Annotated in this window: 16 protein-coding genes and 1 pseudogene; 8 read left to right on the top strand and 9 right to left on the bottom strand. The window is 39.2% G+C overall.

Going from position 1 to position 19,326, the window contains the following annotated elements; translation table 11 throughout:
- Positions 1-152: 152 nt before the first annotated feature.
- The 6 genes from HUN01_RS02355 to HUN01_RS02330 form a co-directional block, all read right to left on the bottom strand.
- Positions 153-908: a hypothetical protein gene (locus tag HUN01_RS02355; RefSeq protein WP_228039060.1), complete on the bottom strand. Its 756-nt coding sequence runs from the start codon at positions 906-908 to the stop codon at positions 153-155.
- Complete coding sequence (locus HUN01_RS02350) at positions 847-1,392, bottom strand: hypothetical protein (RefSeq protein ID WP_181927286.1); 546 nt, start codon at positions 1,390-1,392, stop codon at positions 847-849. Before HUN01_RS02350 ends, HUN01_RS02355 begins: the two co-directional genes overlap by 62 nt.
- Positions 1,389-2,609 carry a helicase HerA domain-containing protein gene (locus HUN01_RS35160; RefSeq protein WP_238845464.1) on the bottom strand — a complete coding sequence of 407 codons (1,221 nt, stop codon included), beginning with the start codon at positions 2,607-2,609 and terminating at the stop codon, positions 1,389-1,391. The genes HUN01_RS02350 and HUN01_RS35160 overlap by 4 nt, the downstream gene beginning before the upstream one ends.
- 1,514 nt (positions 2,610-4,123) lie before the next feature.
- Entirely contained in the window at positions 4,124-4,456 is a 333-nt protein-coding gene (locus HUN01_RS02340; RefSeq protein WP_114083955.1) for a hypothetical protein, read from the bottom strand.
- A 171-nt stretch (positions 4,457-4,627) separates the two neighbouring features.
- Positions 4,628-5,098: a hypothetical protein gene (locus HUN01_RS02335; protein WP_228039061.1), complete on the bottom strand. Its 471-nt coding sequence runs from the start codon at positions 5,096-5,098 to the stop codon at positions 4,628-4,630.
- Between the two features lie 395 nt (positions 5,099-5,493).
- On the bottom strand, positions 5,494-5,643 hold the full coding sequence (locus HUN01_RS02330; RefSeq protein ID WP_114083956.1) for a ribbon-helix-helix protein, CopG family: 150 nt from the start codon (positions 5,641-5,643) through the stop codon (positions 5,494-5,496).
- Positions 5,644-5,811: 168 nt separating this feature from the next.
- Here HUN01_RS02330 and HUN01_RS02325 point away from each other — a divergent pair, with 168 nt between their 5' ends.
- The 5 genes and pseudogenes from HUN01_RS02325 (at position 5,812) to HUN01_RS02305 (ending at position 8,527) form a co-directional block, all read left to right on the top strand.
- A complete protein-coding gene (locus HUN01_RS02325) occupies positions 5,812-6,021 on the top strand; it encodes a hypothetical protein (RefSeq protein ID WP_147262545.1) in 210 nt (69 codons plus the stop codon).
- Positions 6,022-6,342: 321 nt separating this feature from the next.
- Positions 6,343-7,386 (top strand): hypothetical protein, encoded by a 1,044-nt coding sequence (locus HUN01_RS02320; protein ID WP_181927284.1) that lies wholly within the window; start codon positions 6,343-6,345, stop codon positions 7,384-7,386.
- A 196-nt stretch (positions 7,387-7,582) separates the two neighbouring features.
- Positions 7,583-7,822: pseudogene (locus tag HUN01_RS02315) on the top strand (hypothetical protein); the annotation flags it as partial.
- Positions 7,823-7,844: 22 nt separating this feature from the next.
- The gene (locus tag HUN01_RS02310) at positions 7,845-8,132 is read left to right on the top strand and encodes a hypothetical protein (protein ID WP_181927283.1); all 288 of its coding nucleotides are present in this window, start codon (positions 7,845-7,847) and stop codon (positions 8,130-8,132) included.
- The gene (locus tag HUN01_RS02305; protein ID WP_114083958.1) at positions 8,132-8,527 is read left to right on the top strand and encodes a type II toxin-antitoxin system VapC family toxin; all 396 of its coding nucleotides are present in this window, start codon (positions 8,132-8,134) and stop codon (positions 8,525-8,527) included. Before HUN01_RS02310 ends, HUN01_RS02305 begins: the two co-directional genes overlap by 1 nt.
- A gap of 191 nt (positions 8,528-8,718) precedes the next feature.
- On the opposite strand, the gene HUN01_RS02300 is transcribed toward HUN01_RS02305, so the two are convergent.
- Positions 8,719-9,414, bottom strand: a complete 696-nt coding sequence (locus tag HUN01_RS02300) for a hypothetical protein (RefSeq protein ID WP_181927464.1) — start codon at positions 9,412-9,414, stop codon at positions 8,719-8,721.
- Between the two features lie 975 nt (positions 9,415-10,389).
- Here HUN01_RS02300 and HUN01_RS02295 point away from each other — a divergent pair.
- A complete protein-coding gene (locus HUN01_RS02295; protein WP_181927463.1) occupies positions 10,390-11,052 on the top strand; it encodes a tyrosine-type recombinase/integrase in 663 nt (220 codons plus the stop codon).
- Between the two features lie 102 nt (positions 11,053-11,154).
- Here HUN01_RS02295 and HUN01_RS36480 read toward each other — a convergent pair whose 3' ends face one another.
- Both HUN01_RS36480 and HUN01_RS02290 read right to left on the bottom strand, forming a co-directional pair.
- Positions 11,155-12,297: a hypothetical protein gene (locus HUN01_RS36480; RefSeq protein WP_420832733.1), complete on the bottom strand. Its 1,143-nt coding sequence runs from the start codon at positions 12,295-12,297 to the stop codon at positions 11,155-11,157.
- Positions 12,266-14,605, bottom strand: coding sequence for a plasmid replication protein, CyRepA1 family (locus tag HUN01_RS02290; RefSeq protein ID WP_420832732.1), 2,340 nt, complete (start codon positions 14,603-14,605; stop codon positions 12,266-12,268). Before HUN01_RS02290 ends, HUN01_RS36480 begins: the two co-directional genes overlap by 32 nt.
- 1,389 nt (positions 14,606-15,994) lie before the next feature.
- Here HUN01_RS02290 and HUN01_RS02285 point away from each other — a divergent pair.
- The gene (locus HUN01_RS02285) at positions 15,995-17,425 is read left to right on the top strand and encodes a helix-turn-helix domain-containing protein (RefSeq protein ID WP_181927282.1); all 1,431 of its coding nucleotides are present in this window, start codon (positions 15,995-15,997) and stop codon (positions 17,423-17,425) included.
- A gap of 2 nt (positions 17,426-17,427) precedes the next feature.
- The gene (locus tag HUN01_RS02280; RefSeq protein ID WP_181927281.1) at positions 17,428-19,284 is read left to right on the top strand and encodes a serine/threonine-protein kinase; all 1,857 of its coding nucleotides are present in this window, start codon (positions 17,428-17,430) and stop codon (positions 19,282-19,284) included.
- Positions 19,285-19,326: the final 42 nt, after the last annotated feature.

Raw genomic sequence — 19,326 nt, 5'->3', positions numbered from 1 at the left:
AAGGGGGAAGAGGAAATGGGGGAAAGGAAAAGAATTAAAGATAATAATTCAGCACTCAGAAGTCAGGAGTCAGCAATCAAGACGCTCTCTACGAGACGCTAATGTGTAGCTTGCTTCCCCATTCCCCATTCCCCCTTCCCCCTTCCCCCTCTTTATTGATTTTCCCAAAAAGCATCATTGACGGCAGCAGATTCTAATATTTGTCTAGCTGCTGCATTAGATTCTTGCTGCTCAAGTCTTGCTTGTTCATCCATACGGTTAGAAATATCGGCAAGATTAATATTTGCAGCCGCTAATGAACGGGATTGTTTCTGAGCTTCTGCATGAATTGATTTGCTAACCACAGCCGTTTGGAAATTTTGGACAGCTATCTTTTTTAAGATATCTTGGGTGATAACATCCTGCTGGGCAGCATCAGCATTATCCGAAGATTGCAAAATCGCATCATTGGTTATTTGGGCTTCTTGAGCTTGTACTCTTTGACCTTCTCCACCTAATACTGATTGAGATTGACCGCGAGTGTATTGCTGGTTCCATTCTCTAATCGCATCCTTGGCTTGAATCCGAGGGTCTAATACTAGTAATTCAGTTTCTTGCTTTTGTAAAACTTTCTCAATGTTCTTGCCAGCTTTTAAAGGATCGGGAATACCTAAATCACCTACACTAGATTCAATTGCCTGATTTAATTCCGCTTCCAGCTTTCCTACTGCTTTAGTAAATTCTTTTTGATAGCTATTTATGTAAGTTTGTAAGCTATTGTAAATCTCTTGAAATTGCAGCAAAAAAGATTGATTTGAATTATTGTTAGATTGTCCACTGGCTGCATTGGTTGCATTGGCTGGAATACTAGAAAAATAAATCTGAACTACTACCCCTGAGATCGCGATCAACTGGTTGAAATTCTTCATATAAATTCTCCAAGCGAACTACAAAAGGTTTTTTTGCACAGGATGAACTAACAGTTGCTTGTTGATTTTTCAAATCAAAAGAAACAGCTTTAACCAGTAATGACTCTGGAGGGTTTTTGCCGTTTTTCAATAAACTTTTAAAAAAACCGTTGTCATAAACCAGAGTATTTGCTGGAAGAGTGGAAACAGGCTTGTTGTAAAGCAAAAGATATCTACTGTCTACTTCGTATTCAGAATTTATTCCAGGTTGCTCTAGTCCCGGATTCACTATATTATTGTATTTGAGATTTCTCAAGCTCGGACTACGTTTAACTGCATCCTCTCCCATTTCTATATACACTTTACAATTATTTTCTTGACCAGCAATAAACTTCTCATATTTCGCTTGCTTGTCTTTCCATACTTGAAAACTCCCAATTGATACTACACCTGCCAATATTGCCAGTAAAATCTTGTTTTGAATTGCTGATGTAAGGATTTTCATAATGGTTTCCCTTGCTTAATGCACTCAACATAATACTTAGAAAATTCTGCTACCCAAGTGAACTTATCATTGTAAATTTTTTTAAACTTGTCTCGTGATTCTTGCTCCTCCCTACCATTCACAACCAAACCCAAAAGGGGAGATGAAGGATAATAACGGCATCTTATATATTTATTGTTGTAGTCCAACAGCCATAACGTATATAGCTGTTGGATGTTTGGCATGAAAGTTTCATTTACATCTATAATTTCTCTCGGCATACCAAGCAATTCCGAAAAACTTCTCGCTGCCCCAGGGACAATTCGCCCGATTAATCGACAAGGCATATTTTGTAATATTTGTTCCCCTGCTTCTGATTTGGCAATCGAAATCACATCTTGAGCAGCTAGAGCAATGCGACATCCTGATTTCCGAGCCGTAGCACATTTACGGCCTACTAACCGAGATAACGACGGGAACCGTAGCAATACACTCGCCTCATCCATGAAAAACATACTGTTTGTCGATGATAGTGATTGTCTCGATGCCGCAATATACGCTGACATCCCGAACACCTCTGCTTCTCTATCTGATTGCAGATTCGTTAATGCAAACGTAATTAGCTTGCTGTCTGTTTGGAAAGTTGAAGGTTTACAAATTGCATTTCCTATTGAGCTTGCTTGCCAGTACTGTAGTCGTAAGCGTATATAATTGAGCGCCTTATCAACATTCTCATCCTCATAGCCTAAATCAATACAATCGGCACAAAAAAACTGTTCCATATCAACTAGAGTCGGCGTGTTATCCCACTCTGGGGTTCCGATTCCTGCTGAGTGTGCCAACTCAAAACGTCGTTCAATATCTGGATTCTCGTAAAAAGCTTTTGTCCCTAAAGGTATCAACGATTCTATTGTTTGAGCAAGGAACCCCTCAAACTGCTGTGAACCCAGAACCAACTGCAACACTATTAGATTTACATCATTGCGATGTGCTTTTACCCTGTCTTCTCTTTGTTCTAATGGGATTTTTGATAAATCTAGCGGCTGAACAATATTATTTGATTGTCTGGAGATATCAAAGTAGAATCCGTTGTAGTATGGCGTAAAATCTCCGAAGGTTCCTGAACCGTCATCGTTTGGCAAATCTATAATTAATACCGACATATCTTTTGCCAAGCACTCCGCAATAATTGACGATACTAATACTGATTTCCCACTCCCTGTAGTCCCAATAATCATTACATTTTTCGTTTTTGAGAAATCTATCCAAACTGATGAGTGCCCTTCATCTGCAATCAATTCAAAGCCTTTTTCATCGGCTTTCATATTCTGTATTACTGGCGTTAATCCGATTATCTCGCTCGTGAAAAATGTTGTCCGTCTGTTGTAAGGGCTGGTTAGTTGGGGTTTTTGTTTTATCAGTAAAGTATCTAACCAGATAGACCATGCATACTGGGTTTCACGTATTAACTCCGTTGGCTGATTTATATAACCTGAAATCAGTCTGCAAGCATCATCAATTTCTTCTAAGGAGTTGCGGTATACAAGAACAATTAATGCTAGATTTTCTGGCGTGTCACCTGTGTATAACTGCTTTTGGGCGTTTACAGACCATTCAGTATTAATCTGTGATGCTACGTCTATAGTTTTTTTGCTGGCACTAATTTCCGCATGACGCGAACGCCTAGTTATTAACTGTTGAGTTAGCCTAGTCAGTTTTTGATCGGCTGGGCTGATTTCTGTGATGATTTCAACATCATAAATCACTTCACGCGAAAACACATTCCATAAAAAGCGCACCTGATCCCTTGTAGAAGCAAATGCTTCTGGTTTTTGAGCCAGCGTCATCACTCCTACATATTTTTTCTCTTTATTTTTACTTGGTAGGCATACCCATTGCCTATCAGCGTAGGGAATCCCATTGTTTAAAAGTACTGAAGTCGCGTGTAATTGGTCAATATATTGTGATTTTAATGGTGACGCTTCGTTAATTTCTTCCCTCAAACCCGATTCATCAAATACTAGTGTATGTGGCACTTTTACACTTTTCGCTCCCAGGCAATAAGTTAAATCATTCCATAGCTCCTTTTCTGTTTTCGGTGATGGGAATAATTTCATTTCAGATAATATCTGCTGATGTCTCAATGATACATTTATTGCTTTTTCCAGAATCTGGATTAAATTTTTCTTTGTCAGTTCAGTTGCCCCCGTTGGTGTAAACCGACGCTGTAAAAAATTCGCCAGCTTCACTATCGCTCTATCTACAGCATCGCCTCCCTCTGTCCCTCCTGGTTTAATAGTGAAAGTTGTATAAATGTTCAATTTTATATTTTTACGCTGCCGTCGCCGCGACAGTTCTTGCATTCTCGCTACTTGCCCCCAATCCAGAAACTCACTTTCAGGAGATACTGGATTTGTTAATCTCTCTCGATATGCTTCAAATACTTCTGATTCATTACATAAAGAAGACCAGCGAAAAGTAAATTTTTCTCCCTGGGGAATTTCTTTGCAACCATTCTCAAAAGCTTTCGCTATCGCTTCTACTTGTTCATCCGAATTAAACAACGGATGAAACCCTGTGCAGCTATATCCAAATACTAATTGTAAAGTATTATTCGTGTCACTTACTTGCTTTTTACTTAACAAATACGCCCCAATATTATAGCTGCCTTTTTTCAATCTAATTATTGTGGTCAAATCCAAAAAATCTTCAAAAGCCGATACTTTTTTGACATTTGGAGAATTCTTAATTTTCACCATGATTTAGGAATTTTTTTAGAGCCTGCTCTTTTCTTGTTTTGAGGAGAAGAGTATTTGACGTATCCTCTAGACCATATTGGAACACCTGGGAACACTCTAGACCAAAATAAATAAGGTCGTTTCCCTGATAAAACTAAAGCTGTAGCACTTACCCAAACACCTATCAATATGCTCCATATCATTCCTATGCCAAATAAGAATGCTATGAAAAAACCTACTCCAAACGAAACTAAAGAAATCGCAAACTGAAAACCCGTCAAAATCCCTATTGAGGCATTTTGACCTAAAGATTGATTAACTTGTTTAATTTGTGGTTGTTGTTTCATAAAATAGGGAATAGAGAACGGGCAATAGGGAACAGAATTAAGGATGAGAAAGGAGTGACTAAAAAGGAGGACTGGGAAGGCTGGAAAACATTTTCTTCCCCTGCTCTTTTAAAAAGACGTTCATTAAGTGTGTTCCCTGTTCCCTGTTCCCAGTTCCCTGTTCCCTTTTAATTAACAAGCTGCTGTGACACCAGCAAAAAGAATGTTTTGGGCGATGAATAACACCAAAGTCACAAAAAATATGCCTATAGGTTGTTGCACTATCTGCGTTACTTCTTGTCCGTCTCCCAGTGCATTAGCCACCTTCACTCCAGACGCTACGAAATAAACGAATAACATCACTGTTATTGCGGCGTTTATTACTGCGGGTAAGGCGTTAATAGAGGCATTTCCTGTAGCAGCTGCTGTTCCAAACATACACGTCAATGCAATTTGTGTTGGGTCAAATAGTCCAAACGCATGGGCTGGCATTGTTTGAAAAGCCACAATCAACGTTGTCCCAGCTGCATATATCTGATATTGGTATTTCAAACCTACTTTGCCAATCAGCTTGGCAATTACCTGATTCTTAGTTTTAGCTCTTTGGCGTGACCCGTGTTCGTTTCTATTACTTACCAAAACAATCGCTCCTTTGTTTGTCATAAATAGTCAGATAAGTCTAATTGTGTTACCTCGAAACTTAAGAGAAGAATACATTCGTCAGAATCAAGAGTATGGCGATTCATGTCCTTGGTTCCATAATTTATCCCTTCATCCAGAGAATAACTTTTGACATTACGCATCTATAACCGCTACTTAATATTAACGATTGCCAAAAAATAGCAGTGCCAAATTACAACACTAAAGTAGAATTTCTTTGAGATAAATATTCACCATATTTATTTTCTTTCTACTGTTAGTGACTGCATCATACTATCACATCAACTAAAGCTTGAGACAAACTTAACAAGCTTTTTTGTGAACTTTTTTCACAGGATGTAAGACAGAATTCAAAGATTATCGTCCTACTTTATTCAGTTATTCATTGATGAGCTTACTCAATAATTAATTTCTCTCTCTCTAATCAGCCTTTTGATTGTAGTTGATAGACTTGTACCCCAATCAGAGGCGATTTTCTCTAATCTTTCACGTTCAAACTCATCTAGATAAACTGGTAGAGAAGCTTTTTTCTTTTTGGAATTCTTCATAGATAACTTGTCTCTTACTTTTGACATATTATGCTGATTTATCGATTTTTTAAGCTAAATATTCTGACTTCTATAATGTTTTTATGATATTATTACAATATTACTTTATTCTCAGGTTATGCGATTACACCCATACTTGTAGGAGCATATTATAAGGGGAGTCAAATTATGCGTTCCAAGTCAAATAAACATAATTCTGCCAGTGTTACACTTCGCGTAGAACCAAAATATGTGAGTGATTTAAAGCTCTATTCACAGGTGGTTGGAAGAAATCAGTCTGAGATTCTGCGGGAATTACTTATATCTGCCCTCAACTCCATCCCTGAACATCAAAGAAGAGCTATGGAAATTATTGCTCAGTGTAGAACCTCTAACTAATTGCCAATTCTCACTTGTAGCTCTACTACAACCCTCCTAAGAAAGTGAGGGTTTTATTATTAGTTAAAGGGAAGGGAAAGGGAAAATTCCATCCTTTCCCCTTTACACCCGCGCCTCATCCCCAGGCCCCACCTGACCCTTTCCCCACAAATACCAAGAAGTCTATAGCATGAATCGCTTTGACAACATGAAAAACAAAGCGAAGCTTCAACTTACTCAAATACTTTACAATAGGTCTGAAACTGTCAATTCTTTTCCAATTCACTCGATGTCGTTTCATAACTATACGAGTGTCGCAAGGTATAGTTAATTCCAAACTTGATGAATAGCCCCGTTCCTTTATCACCTCCCCAAAAAGCAATCGAGTCACTATTCGCATTGCGAGATTACTACGCACCTCTGGTAGAAGAGTATGAGAAATTATATACCCTAGCCAAAGCAAATCTCACTCATGTAGAAGCTCTATTATCTAACTGGCCTTTGGCTGAGGAGGTGGCTAATGAAGAATTCACCTCTGAAAAAGGAAAAAACTTCTTCTTATTCTTAAGTGAGGAATCTGTTAATGACGATGTTGAACCTATTACCCATCTTGAGCTAGACGATTCACAGGATACATCAACAGTCGCAACACAATTGCTTGAGTCCACTCAACAAAACATATTCACACTTATACAAGCTTGGTCAGGTGAAGAATCTGATGCATCTATAGATAGTCCATTCCTCCTAGAGCCACCGATAGAAACATTAACTCAACAGCGACCGCAAGATGGAACCGAGACGGTCATGCTGCCTATTTTCCAATCGTTGTCTCGCCCGGAAGCTATTGAACAGGTTTTGGTAGAACACATTGGCACAATTGTTCACATCGATTTTATTGTCAAAACGCTTTATGGGGAGTTAGAGCCAGATGCCTTCAAGCTCATCAAAGGCAGAGTTCAATCATCCCTCACTCATGGGAAGGAAACTAACAAATGGTTCAGTGTCCCTACTAAACCGGGATGTTATACTCTCTCTTTAACTTTGCTACCCAAACCGGAGACGAAAAATTCGTCCACCAGAGTCAAAGGCAAAAATAAGAAACAAGTTTTGCCGCCCCAACCCAAAGACATACCAATGCTCGAAGAATTTCAGGGTCAGTTTTTAATTGATGCACTAACAACTTTTCTAGAAAATAATTCCAGTAAAGTTTTCGGGGTTTCAGAAATTACCAACGGAATCTATGGCGAACTCACTGCGACTGAGATTAAAGAAGTGAAAAACAAGGTATTGAATGAGTTATCACAGGGTCATCGCATAGGGCGATTCACTAGGGTTCCTGAGCAGATTGGTTTTTATACCTGGGACTTAGAGTTGCTCAACAAGTAGAAACGATTAATTATCGAACAGAATTCAGGAGTCAGGAGTCAGAATTCAGTTGGGTATTCTGTTGATCCGGTATTTAATGAATTAGGCGATCGCATCCAAGATAATCAAGTTCAGGGCATCCAGTCGTTGGAAATCTCCGTTGGGCAAGTGATAGCCTACCGCTTGATGATGGTTTTCGCTATGTTGATAAAGCTACTTATTTATGCGGATATTTGAAGTAGCGTTAAAAGTAATTCCACGCATTGGTGATGAAAAGAAACGCCTGACTGAAGAAAAAGCGTTATTAGATTTGTGGTTGGCTATGGATGAAATCAAAGCGAAAGTGTCTTATGTGCAACCTGAGCTATCCTTAAATTATGGACAAATGAGTTTTAATTTAGAGATTGATGATTGGGGGCTGTTCACCGTTAACAGACAACTGTTAACCGTCAACTAATAATTACAGGAGATAATCAAATATGAAGGTTAGAGGGATAAAACGTGGTCAAAATATTGAAATTCTAGAACAACTTAATAATATTCCAGATGGGACAGAGATAATCATAGACGTAGAATTTATTGCCAATCAAATTATAGAACCACAGCCACTATTAACAAACGAGGAGAGACTAGCTAGACTCAATCAATTATTTGGGGTTTGGAAGAACCAACCGGAATTAGGAGAAATATTTACAGAGATTGACCAACAGCGCCATGCTTATAAAGGCAGAACCATAGCCTCACTTGATAATCAGGATTTAGACTAATGTATCTGCTAGATACCAATATTTGCATTGCACTGCTGAACGAAAATCCCCAAGCTGTTACTAAATTTAATCGCTTTTTCAGTCAATGCTATCTCTCTATCATTGTAGTTGCAGAACTATATAAAGGCGTTTATTGTTCTCAACAGGTGGCCAAAAATCTAGATATATTAGCGCAGTTTACTGAATTACTACCAGTAGAACCATTTGGAATAGAAGCAGCTATCGAATTTGGCAAGATTCAAAGCGAACTCAGAAAAATTGGGAAACCAACCGGAGAATTTGATGCTTTGATTGCTGCTGTAGCTTGTTCTCGTGACGATATTCTTGTTACTAACAATATCAAAGATTTTATCAATATTCCCAACTTAAAATTAGATAACTGGTTAGAAAGTTGAAAAACCTGCGTGAATATTCCTAGAAAATTAGTTACACCAGCAACACCCACAACACCATCGCTGATTTTTACATTCCTGCTTTAGAGTGCGCCATTCAATATGACCGTAAGGCAGGTTTTTTAGCAGACCATGCACGCCGTAAAACTCCCCAAGACCGCAAAAAAACGCCCAATCGCTTGTTACAGTTAATACTAACTTGCTGGCTGATAAAATCTTGTACTTTCGTTAAATTCCCACCCTAGCCCTGCTCTATCTTTGCCCTTACACCATGCTACAAAAAGCGGTGGGGGGAGTTTAATTCGCTCCTTACGTACAGTTTCCTCACTTACACCAAGTCTTGAAGCCAAACCTTCTTCAGTTAACGGTTGCATTCTAGGAGTATGCGCTTTGAAGGATGAATTATTGTAGTACGATTTCTGTCCCCGCTTTTGTTGGTTGTTGAGATAGTCTTGTATTTTAATAATCGCCTCAGCCAACTGTGTCATTCGGGCATACATCTTCTCCACTTTTTGTTCTAAATTGGCGAGATTATCAATTGCTGTGGTTTGGTTGCTATTAGATTCATTTGAAAACTCTGACTCCAGCTTATCAAGTCTTTCGCAAATAGCTCTTATCGTTTCATTAGTCGGACTGGCGTTACTATTGTTACTCGTAACTAAGTACTTCTCAACACTTGCCTTAATCTGAGAATCTAGGCGTTTGTCTAAATTATTACCACTTATTGCATCAAGCTTATCTTGGGAATCGCCTAAGTAGAGATCGATAAATTCGAGCAGCGTGGCTGTTGCTGTTGTGCCTTTTGAGTTGCAACAGGCGATAAACTGCTCCCACTTCCTTTGGTCACAGTTGAAAGATGCCAGCTTTTTTTTACGCCCTGTATTGCTCATGTTCACGTGTCATCTAGGTAAACTGGGACTTGCCACGCTTATTAAATCGTGTAATTCATCATGATGAATTACCTTGATGCTATCATCGCCAAGTGTGTCAGCGCATTCTTCAAGCGATGGCTTTTGTAAAGAGATGCTACTGCCAACGGCTACCATTGGCAATCAAAAATTATCTCAGGCTTAAACACTTGCAGGATTCCTTTATCTAATTTTTGCTCATCGAAACAGTGCTGAGTACCTAGTTAGATTGCTGAGTAAGAAAGCAATAATTGCATCCAGTACAGTCAGTCTGTACCCCTACGGGGATCTTGCTACGCATACGTCTCTAAAAGTTGCCCCTGCTTTTAAGCCCTGGTGTCCATTAAATAATTAGTTGTCAGTTTTAAATAATTAGTGTCCAAACGCATCGGAAAAAAGTTTGAGTTTTTGGGGAGCAAGTTTTACCCGTCCGTTTTTTGAAGAATTTTTTATAGAGCAATCAAACCACTCTCAAAAAATAAACTAAAAATGACTCTATAGTTTTATGTCGTGATAGCGATGAAAAAGCGGGCTATTCCGATAAGCTTGATTTGGCATGAAAGCAACAGAAGCAGGGAAGAATTTTGTACAAGTTTCTTAAAATAAGCACCTTTGCCCGTTTTCTTTAACCCAAACCTACACCTGTAATATTTCTGTAGTGAACTGTTAGAAGTATGCTCTTTGACCTGTTGTATTACTGATTAACTATAAAGTCATTATCGGTTTATTTTTTCACCTATTTTTAGGTTTTTCTTTTAGAGGTGTATTTTTAGGGGGAACCACAAAAAAAGATACCAGCCTTGTTCTTAATTGCTCGTTGTGTGGCGTGGATCTGGATCGTACTTTCGTATCTTTATGAGCGGGTCTGCATAACTGTGAAAATTGCACCCCGTAGCAATTCCTGTCTCGTGGACTGGGATAATAAGAACAGGGCGGGGTGTTGATGGGGCAGCAACCTTGAAAATTGATAGGCATGGTCGAGCAAAGATTTTGTCTTTGCAGGAAATCCAACTTCTGTTCTCGGAGGGGGTGGATTCACTGCGAGATAAAGCGCTGTTTGCGGTGATGCTTTACACAGCGTGTCGGGTGAACGAAGCAGTGACGTTGCTTAAGCGGGACGTATATGATGCCAAAGGAAAAGTCAGAGCCAAAATCATCTTTCGCAAGGGTAACACGAAAGGGAAACTGGCTACCCGTGCCATCCCGGTAATTCAAGAATTGCGAGTCAGGTTGCAAGCATATAAACCGCGTGATGATTCTCCTTGGCTGTTCCCTGGAAATGCTGACCACTCAAGAGCGAATAACCACCTGCACCGGGATTCGGCATTGTGGATATTGCGAGTCGCTTGCAAAAAAGTAGGAGTTGAAGGCATAAGTTCTCACAGCTTTCGGCGCACAGCACTCACCTCGATGAGTAATGCCGGAATTCCCTTAAGAGTGATTCAGGAAATCTCTGGGCATCGCACCTTGGACGAGCTATACAAGTACCTGGAGGTGAGAGAAGATCAAGTATTGGGAGCGGTATCATCTTTAGCACTACTTGCTCCGGTTTCGTCAGACGACTTCGGGAAACCCTGTTTAGTCGAAGTGACCGATAATTCAGTAAAGAAAAGGCATTGACCCCATTTTACCAAAAAATCGATTTAGCAAAGCAGCATCAGCACAATTGCTGAAAGCAAAAGTAGAAATTACTTCAATGATGCGGTTAGTTATGACGAAAGTTTAGCCCCCCTCCATCGGCAACACCTCTTCACTTAGCAAGCTGTAAAATTCCGGGACAAGAGATTCCACAAGTCGCAGTTCACTCGCTGCGATCGCTTCAAGTTCCAGCACCGTCTCCCAGCGCAAATCCTCAACCCATCGCTTAAGGATGCCTTTAATCGCGTCAACCCCCTGCTTAATACCAGAGCGAAGTATTTCCACACAATGAAGTAGGGTAGTGCGATCGGTCGGAGGCGACTCAAATTCGGTAGTATCCTCCCCTTGGCAATGGGAGTTCCCTATAGCATTAGGGGGGGGTGTGGATACGGCCTGCTGATTGGGGTTTACATTATACGCAGCAGGGGTTTGAGCAGGATAATAGGTTCGATTTTCTTTTTGATTACGCTTTTCCACGCGATGAGCAATTACCTCTTGAGCAAATTCTAATTCCTCTTTATTTAAAGAGAAAAGTTTCACCTGTTGACCGCGCTTGCCCTGCTTACGGAAGGTCAACTTTAGCCCCAGCTGCTCTAGTAAAGTCGCCAGCAACCAAATAGGTTTACAGTCTAGGGGAATAGTAAACCCAAGAATTGCTTTGACGTGAGCAGCACAATGTATAGCGATCTCCGTCATCTTGAGTAAGGTGGAATCGTCGGCAGTAAGTTCATCACCCTTCATTAAAGAAGTGAGAATTTGATGCAGCCCCAGGTTAAATCTAGCCAGCCACCGCGCCGAGTAATTGCCCCAGTCGATGCACAAAGGTAGATTGTCGCGCTCGGTGCGGTCTTTTTGGGTGACAATTGTTGGTGGGGTAGGATAAGTTTGCCCGGTTTTGGGGTCAGTAAACGATTCTTCGGGTGGGGCTAAAATGGCCTCAAGTCCAGCGATCGCTCTAATTAAGCGACCACCTTTATCCATTTCTACGAGTGATTCGGTTACTTCGATGCCGTAAGAATCAGAAATGCGGAACTTTTCACATTCAAAAATTTCATTAGGGTCAAGGTAATCTTTGCTCTGACGGGCACGGTACTCGCTCAAAGTAATATTCTTGGCCTTGGCAACAGCCGAATTGTGGGCACTATCCAAAGCTTGTGCTGCTGCTTTTAGACTTTCAAGAGATTGCTCATCATCTTCACTGCCCACATATATAAATGTATTGCCCATTTCGGTGAGGAGCGATCGCAAGATCATCGCGCAGATTATTGAGAGAATAGTGGCGGTTAGCCATAATTTGGCAGTAAGCCTCAAGCGCCCAATCTTTCTCCGCTCCCCGCTTACCCGTTTCTCTGTCAATCCGCAACAGAAAAGCGGTCATTTCATTGGTTTGGAGCAAGCGCTCTTTAATCTTGGATGCGTTTGTATCCTGGTAACCAAAGGGAGGACGCGGGGCCACCCAAATATGAAACGGAACTTTCGGGCGATATCGGTACAGTTGCTGGGCGCATTCGGTAGCAGTTTGGGAAACTCCATGAAAAACACCAAACACCAAATCGAAATGATACTCGGAAATATCGACACCAGTTCCCAGGCTGGGAGAGGTGAACAAAGCATCAAAGTTTTTGACGGCGTTGGTGATATCTTTGATGAAAGCGACGTTTTCATCACTGCCGGAATTATCGGAGTGGACAGACCAGATGCGCCATTTTTGGGGTGTATGGGATTGGTCAGAGTTAGGATCTTCGTACTTAATAGTAAAAGACTTTTCGAGTTTTTTGATGAAACGCTTGGAGTCACTTGCAACCATGACTTTCAGACCTTGCATCAGGGCTGCCGAGATTTGGGCAACTAGGGCGCTTGAATTACTGCCTTCGTACCAATATATAGTGCGTGAGCCATTTTTCCATTCATTTTTGACGATGTAAGGTACTTCACCTACTGGTCGCATTGCCCGAAAGAAGTCCACGGTTAAATCATCCATGTGTGCGTCGGCAAGGACGACTAGTGGCGCGTTGTATACTATATATTCCAGTACCTCCAAGATTGCTGCACGGTGCTGTTTACACGTATTACTGTGTAGGAGGTGGGTAAGGTATTGGCAAGCTTCATCTATAAATATGCAGCCATAAATCAGCGCTTGCGTATTGAGTTTGTGCAAGCTGTCAATGGTAATACTAAGGGCTTGGGCTTGAGCTAAACCACCAAAACCCAAGTCTGAATACATCGCAGTTTTCAGGCGATCGCTTAAATTCTTCAGCAGGTTGACGCGATGCCCGTTGTTGAGGAACCGAGCGTCGGGGTTTTGGTCACGCCACCAGCGCATGAGTTCAGTTTTACCAGTGCCCATGTCGCTCCAGAGTACGACTAGTCCTGATTTTGGGAAATTGAAGCTAGGAGATTTCTTCGATTTGTCTGAATCAACTCCGCCAGAATCCGTAGACTCCTTCTTTCTCCAATGTCCTTTTATAGATGGCGTGAAAAGTTGTTCCTTTTCAAGCTCATAAAGCTCAGGCAGATTGCATTTTTCTTCAAGTTCAGGAATGCACAAAGCCTCAGAGAGATACTTGACATTAACGGTGACATCTGGTTTGTATTTGCTAAGTCCCCATTTCTTAGCCCGATATGAGCGCTGGTAATCTTTTAGTGATTTAGCATCATCGATGATTGCGGTCAGTAGAGCGTTGGCATCTTCGCCCCGCGCCACAACAAAATCATCAACACCTTTCTCTGGGCCTGGTAACAGCGCAACTTCACAAAAGCAACCTGCTGATTCGATTGCTTTTGCAGTGCGAACAGTGGCTTGAAAAACTGACCAACGGGTATTAGCTCTTGTTTCGTAGTCGAATAAAATAATGAACTTGCGTCCTGCCTGAGCCATTGGTACTAAGTCAGGATGCAATCGTTCATCAAAATCTTGTTTGCCTACGCGCCCGTTCCAAATTCCAGGGAGTGCGATCGCTAAAAACCCTAAACTCAGCAAGCAGGCCGCTTTTTTTTCGCCCTCGCATAAGATAACTGGAATCTCTGGATGCTGCTTTACCCACTCCCAAAATATTAGTGGATTGAGTTGATCCAGTAAGCGCAGCGCTAAAAGTGAATGATAGCGCTTAATTAAATAACGCTTTGCAACTTTGTCCCAAATGGGGTTAGCGATATCGAAGTAGGTAACACGGTTTGCTGTCTTGGGTGGCGACTCGTATTTGACTGGTTTACCTTTTTGCCAATCAATGCGAGGAAAGTTGGGCTTGATCCGCCCCCATTCCATCGGTTGCCAGTTTTTGAATGGGTCAAGTGATTGAATCCACGTCCCACCTAGTAATAGATGCTGATACATTTTGATGTATCCATCTGTTACCCGACCCGCATTCTTACGTGGGATCTTATCAGATATGAACAGGAAATCATAAACTGATTCTCCCTCTACATGGAAAAAGTTGCGCTCAATCAACGCCGGATGAATGGCGCTGCCCACCGCTAATTCATGATACTCGGCGGCAGTGAGATAATTGGGGTATTCAGTTGTCGCTGCATTCATCGGTTCTCCCCTTGGAATTCCTTGGAGAGAACTACGTTTACGAGCAAGAATTGCCAGTAAAATCCTGTGTCGCAATCACCTGCAACAGTTACTCGAGTAATGTTTCTGTCGCTATCATCTAAACACAGCCAATTTGAAAGCTGTGAAACTTTAGCTTTTGTAAGGATATTCTTAAAACTACCTGACACCACAGCATAAAGTTGAGGTGCGAACACTGTAATGCATGATCCCACGCGCTCAACTACTGAGCTATTGGGAGTTTTTTTATTTAACACGGTTATTCCCCTGATTACTTGATTTTCAAGCTTCAGAGGGGGTTATTCACGCTGCTAATATTCTTTGCTCCAAAATCCGGGTTTTATCTTCATTAAACTTTACATTTAACTAATTTAAGGAATTTCGACAGCCAAAACATACTGCAAGAAATAGACTTTCTAAGCAGTATATCCTATAATAGATATCGCAGCGTGGTAAAAACTCTCGGACAAATTTAGTAGTCGTCTCTGTCGCCAAACTTCAACGTCTACTTGTTTTGTTCCTTCGAGATCAACCCCGCTCTGAGGTTATATGCAATTTGAACCACGGACAAAGCGCTACTCCTTAGTGGCGCTTTGTCCGTTAAATGTGGGTATTGTCATAAATTCTTTACCTCCATACCTACCTTCAATTAGCTTGATATTGCAGAAATTCTACCCATCTTGTATCTGGTGTTATCCTAATTTTTAATTTAAGCCTCCTCATCTCTGTATGTAATTACTAGGTTTAATAGTAGCTTTGGCTCAAACTACTTTAACTATCATCTATGCCAAGCTTCAGAGTAAGCATCATAAGTCCCGACTCTTTTGATATAAGCTCATCTTTCGTTTATTAACGGAGTCAACTAGCGATTATAGATACTCACTGAGGGTGGTTCCTGGCTGCTAGCCTTGGTTATTTTTCACGAATATGAACTAGATGTAACTGTAACTTGAGATAGCGTAATACTACTTTTTGGATGTAGCCATTAAATCATACACCTTAGAAAGGAAACTAGGAAGAAATAATTTTATGAATTTTTGTGAAGGAGTATAGGTTATTTTAAAAAAAGTATAGGTTAGATTTTAGGTTAAATTTAACGTGAATAGATTACAGTATAGATCAATACTTGTGCCAATTTACGAGGGTGAGTTAATGATGTTTCATTATATAACTCCCCGTTATCTGAGGTTTAGCAAAAACAATCAGCCCTAAAAATTCCTTTAAAGTTTCCCACAAGGTTTTTTTACGTGTTGCTTTTAATATCAAGGTTTTGACAGTCCAACTACCTTTTAAGCTAAACACTTATGCATCTAGAATTTTGCTTATTTTTGGTAAAGGTATTGATAAATTAAAGTAAATTTACTGTTCGATATGGATTCATATAAAAATTTAGACATAGAGAAAATAATTGAAGGTCTAGATGGACAAGTGTTTGAGTCTACTGGTAAGCATTTGTCAAAAGCTGAAATCGCTATTATAAAAGGGGCTTGGAATGGTCAAGATTATCAAGAGATAGCAGCTAATTCAGGGTATAATATGCATTATTTGCGGACAGCAGTAGGCCCAAACTTATGGACAATGCTTTCTGAAGTTATTGGTGATGGAGTACAAATAAAAAAAGCAACTGTGAAAAATGTTTTGCTTGAAATAGTAAAAAAAGATTATCTTAATAAAAACGATAGTTTAATAGGTAAGACTAAAATTTATGGAGAGTTGCCTAAAATAAATTTGTTTTATGGGCGAGAAAAAGAAATTAATTATTTAAAAAACCAAATTAAGCTTTTTAAGCATCATTGTGTATATTTGTTTGGATCTGCGGGTACTGGAAAAACTTTTGTTGCTGCCAAAATAGTTGAAGAATTACTTTTAGAGGAACCAAATTCATACGATTGTGTCATCTGGAAAAGTATCAATTATGGTTCTTCACTTGAGGATGTTTTAGATGAAATAATTAAAGTATTAAATTTAAAAATAGAAAATAAATCTAGGGAATTTAAACTTGGTTTGATATTAGATCAATTAAAAATATATCGCTGTTTACTAATATTAGATGGGCTGGAAGGTTTAGCACAAATAGAGGTATTTGAGAAAAAAATAGAGTGTGGAAATTTATTTCGTCGTCTTATAGAAGAGCAGCATCAAAGCTGCATAATAGTGACGAGTCAGTTACCTTTAGATCAAATTGCTTACACGGCTACAACTCTCCTACCAGCATACGTGCAGATACAAGGTTTAGAAGAAAATGCAGCAATGCAAATATTACGTAAAAAAGATTTGAAAGGAGAAAAGGAATGTAAAAAACTGATTAAAATTTACCGTGCAAATCCATCACTTTTAGAATTAGTTGCCAACCGGATAAATAAATTTTTTGGAGGGGATATAAGCAAATTTTTGGATTACAAGACTACTTTGATTAGCGAAAATATTTTGAAGATGTTAAATCAACAATTTGGAGAAAATGGACTTTTAAATGATATTCAAAAACAAATTTTGCTTTGTTTAGCAGAACATACATCAGAAGAACTACCTCCATTGAAGTTTTCAGATGTAATTAATATTATTAGGGGAAAAAATAATTGTGAAATTTCAATTTCTAATATGATGGATGCTATAGAGGTTTTAGAACAGCGTTGTTTAATTGAAATAAATCAGAAATCTGCTAAAGATGAAGTTTCTTATAGTTTAGAACCAGCTATTAGAAAGTATATTTTAGTCGATCCATTAAGTTTAATCTATAAAAATTTTAATAGTTCAAATAACAAACTTAATGGCTTAAAAGCAAGTAATCATATTCAGGAGTAAAAGTGGTTTACTGCATAAATCACCTTTGTAATCAGCGCTATAACCCTGATGATATTGGAAACTGTTTAGCCTGCGGAACCCCCTTGCTAATAAATGAGCGTATCCGCTTGCTACACCCATTACGCCCTTTAGAAAAAGATATAGATAGCTATACGGATGTTTTCGAGGTTGAAGATATTGAGCCAAAATGGGGAACAAAACCTCGAACAAGAGTGATGAAAGTATTAAGGTGGAATGAACCTAAATACGTTGAACTAGTGCGACGAGAAGTACTAGCATTAATCAACTTATCTCATCCGGGAATTCCTCAAGCTGCTAGTAGTGATTACTTTACTTTTACACTACCAAAGGAACCACGCCTAGAATTGCATTGCTTAGTAATGGAGAAGATGGAAGGAGAGAATTTACAACAGTGGTTAGAAACGAATGGCAAAATTTCTCAAAATGTAGCACTAGAATGGATGTTGCAATTGCTGGACATTCTTGATCATGTACACAAGATAGGATATTTCCATAGAGATATTAAACCAACAAATATTATTTATCAACCAACTGGTAATCTGGCACTTGTTGACTTTGGTACTGTAAGGAAAATTACTAGAACTTACTTAGCGAAAGTGGGGTCTAGCGGAAAAGATAGCATAACAGGAGGAGGAGGAAGTGGATATGAGGTAACAGCAGTTTGTTCGATTGGGTTCTCTGCACCTGAACAAATGGATGGTCGAGCGTTACCGCAATCTGACTTCTATGCGTTGGGACGAACTATCGTCAATTTGGTTACTGGCGTAGCAATGTTGCAGTTACCAACAGAAGATAGGACAGGAAAGCTAATCTGGAGAGATAAAGCACCGCAGATTGATAAGCCTGTAGCAGATTTAATCGATGAAATGATACATCCTTTTCCAGGGTTTCGACCACAAACTACAGAAATAATAACTGAACGAATACAAAAACTTCCTTGGGAAAGTAAAGTTCATCATTTTCTCAAGTCTAAAGTTTTTAAGATTGGAAGATTTGTAGCAGGTGCATTAATAATTTTTGTAATAGGCAAGTTATCTGCACCTAGTGTAGCTAATTATTTAGTTGTTCAAGGAGAGAAATCAGAAACAAGGAATGATTATCAAAGCGCAGAAAATTTTTTTGTCTGGGCAATCCAAACTAATCCTTCAACTAAACAGGATATATCTAAGTATTATTTGAATAAAGCTTCTCGGCTCATGCTAATAGGTAATCTTAGCGCGGCTAAAAAAAATTATGAGCTTTCTATAAAATATAATAATCAAAATTTAGATGCCTACAATCTCTTAGGAATAAACTGTCAGCAAATATCAGATAATAAATGTGTAGAATATGTTTATAAAAAGTTGCTTCAATTCAACCCAAATGATTGGACAGTGCATTATAATTTAGGACGTTTTTATGATGGTCAAGGAGATTATAAATTAGCAGAAAAAGAATATAGTATAGCTATTAAAAGTAGTAGTTCAGCGATGATAGCTATTAACAACTTGTCCAGACTTAAGATTAAAACGGGTAACTACAATTTAGCAATTTCTTTAGCTCGGTCAGGATTAAAAAAAAGTAACGACCCATTAATACAAGCCGCATTATATAAAAATTTGGGCTGGGCAAGCTTAGAACAAAATAAAATAAGTGATGCTGAAAAATATTTACAGAAAGCACTGAGTTTAGATAATCAAAGAATAGATGCTTATTGCCTATTAGCTAAAGCACAAGAAACATTAGGTAAAATCGATGATGCCAGAATTTCTATAGAATTCTGTTTACTTGCTAAGTCTACAGATTCAGACGTTACTATTTGGAGACAGGAATTACTAGATCGTATACTGGAAAAATGATAAGCTAATAAAAGGAAATAATACTAAAAATAGAGAAATTTT

This window comes from Nostoc edaphicum CCNP1411 (genome assembly GCF_014023275.1).
Taxonomy (GTDB): Bacteria; Cyanobacteriota; Cyanobacteriia; order Cyanobacteriales; family Nostocaceae; genus Nostoc; species Nostoc edaphicum_A.
Note: the sequence above shows the minus strand (reverse complement) of the source record. Positions and strands in the feature narration are given on the sequence as shown.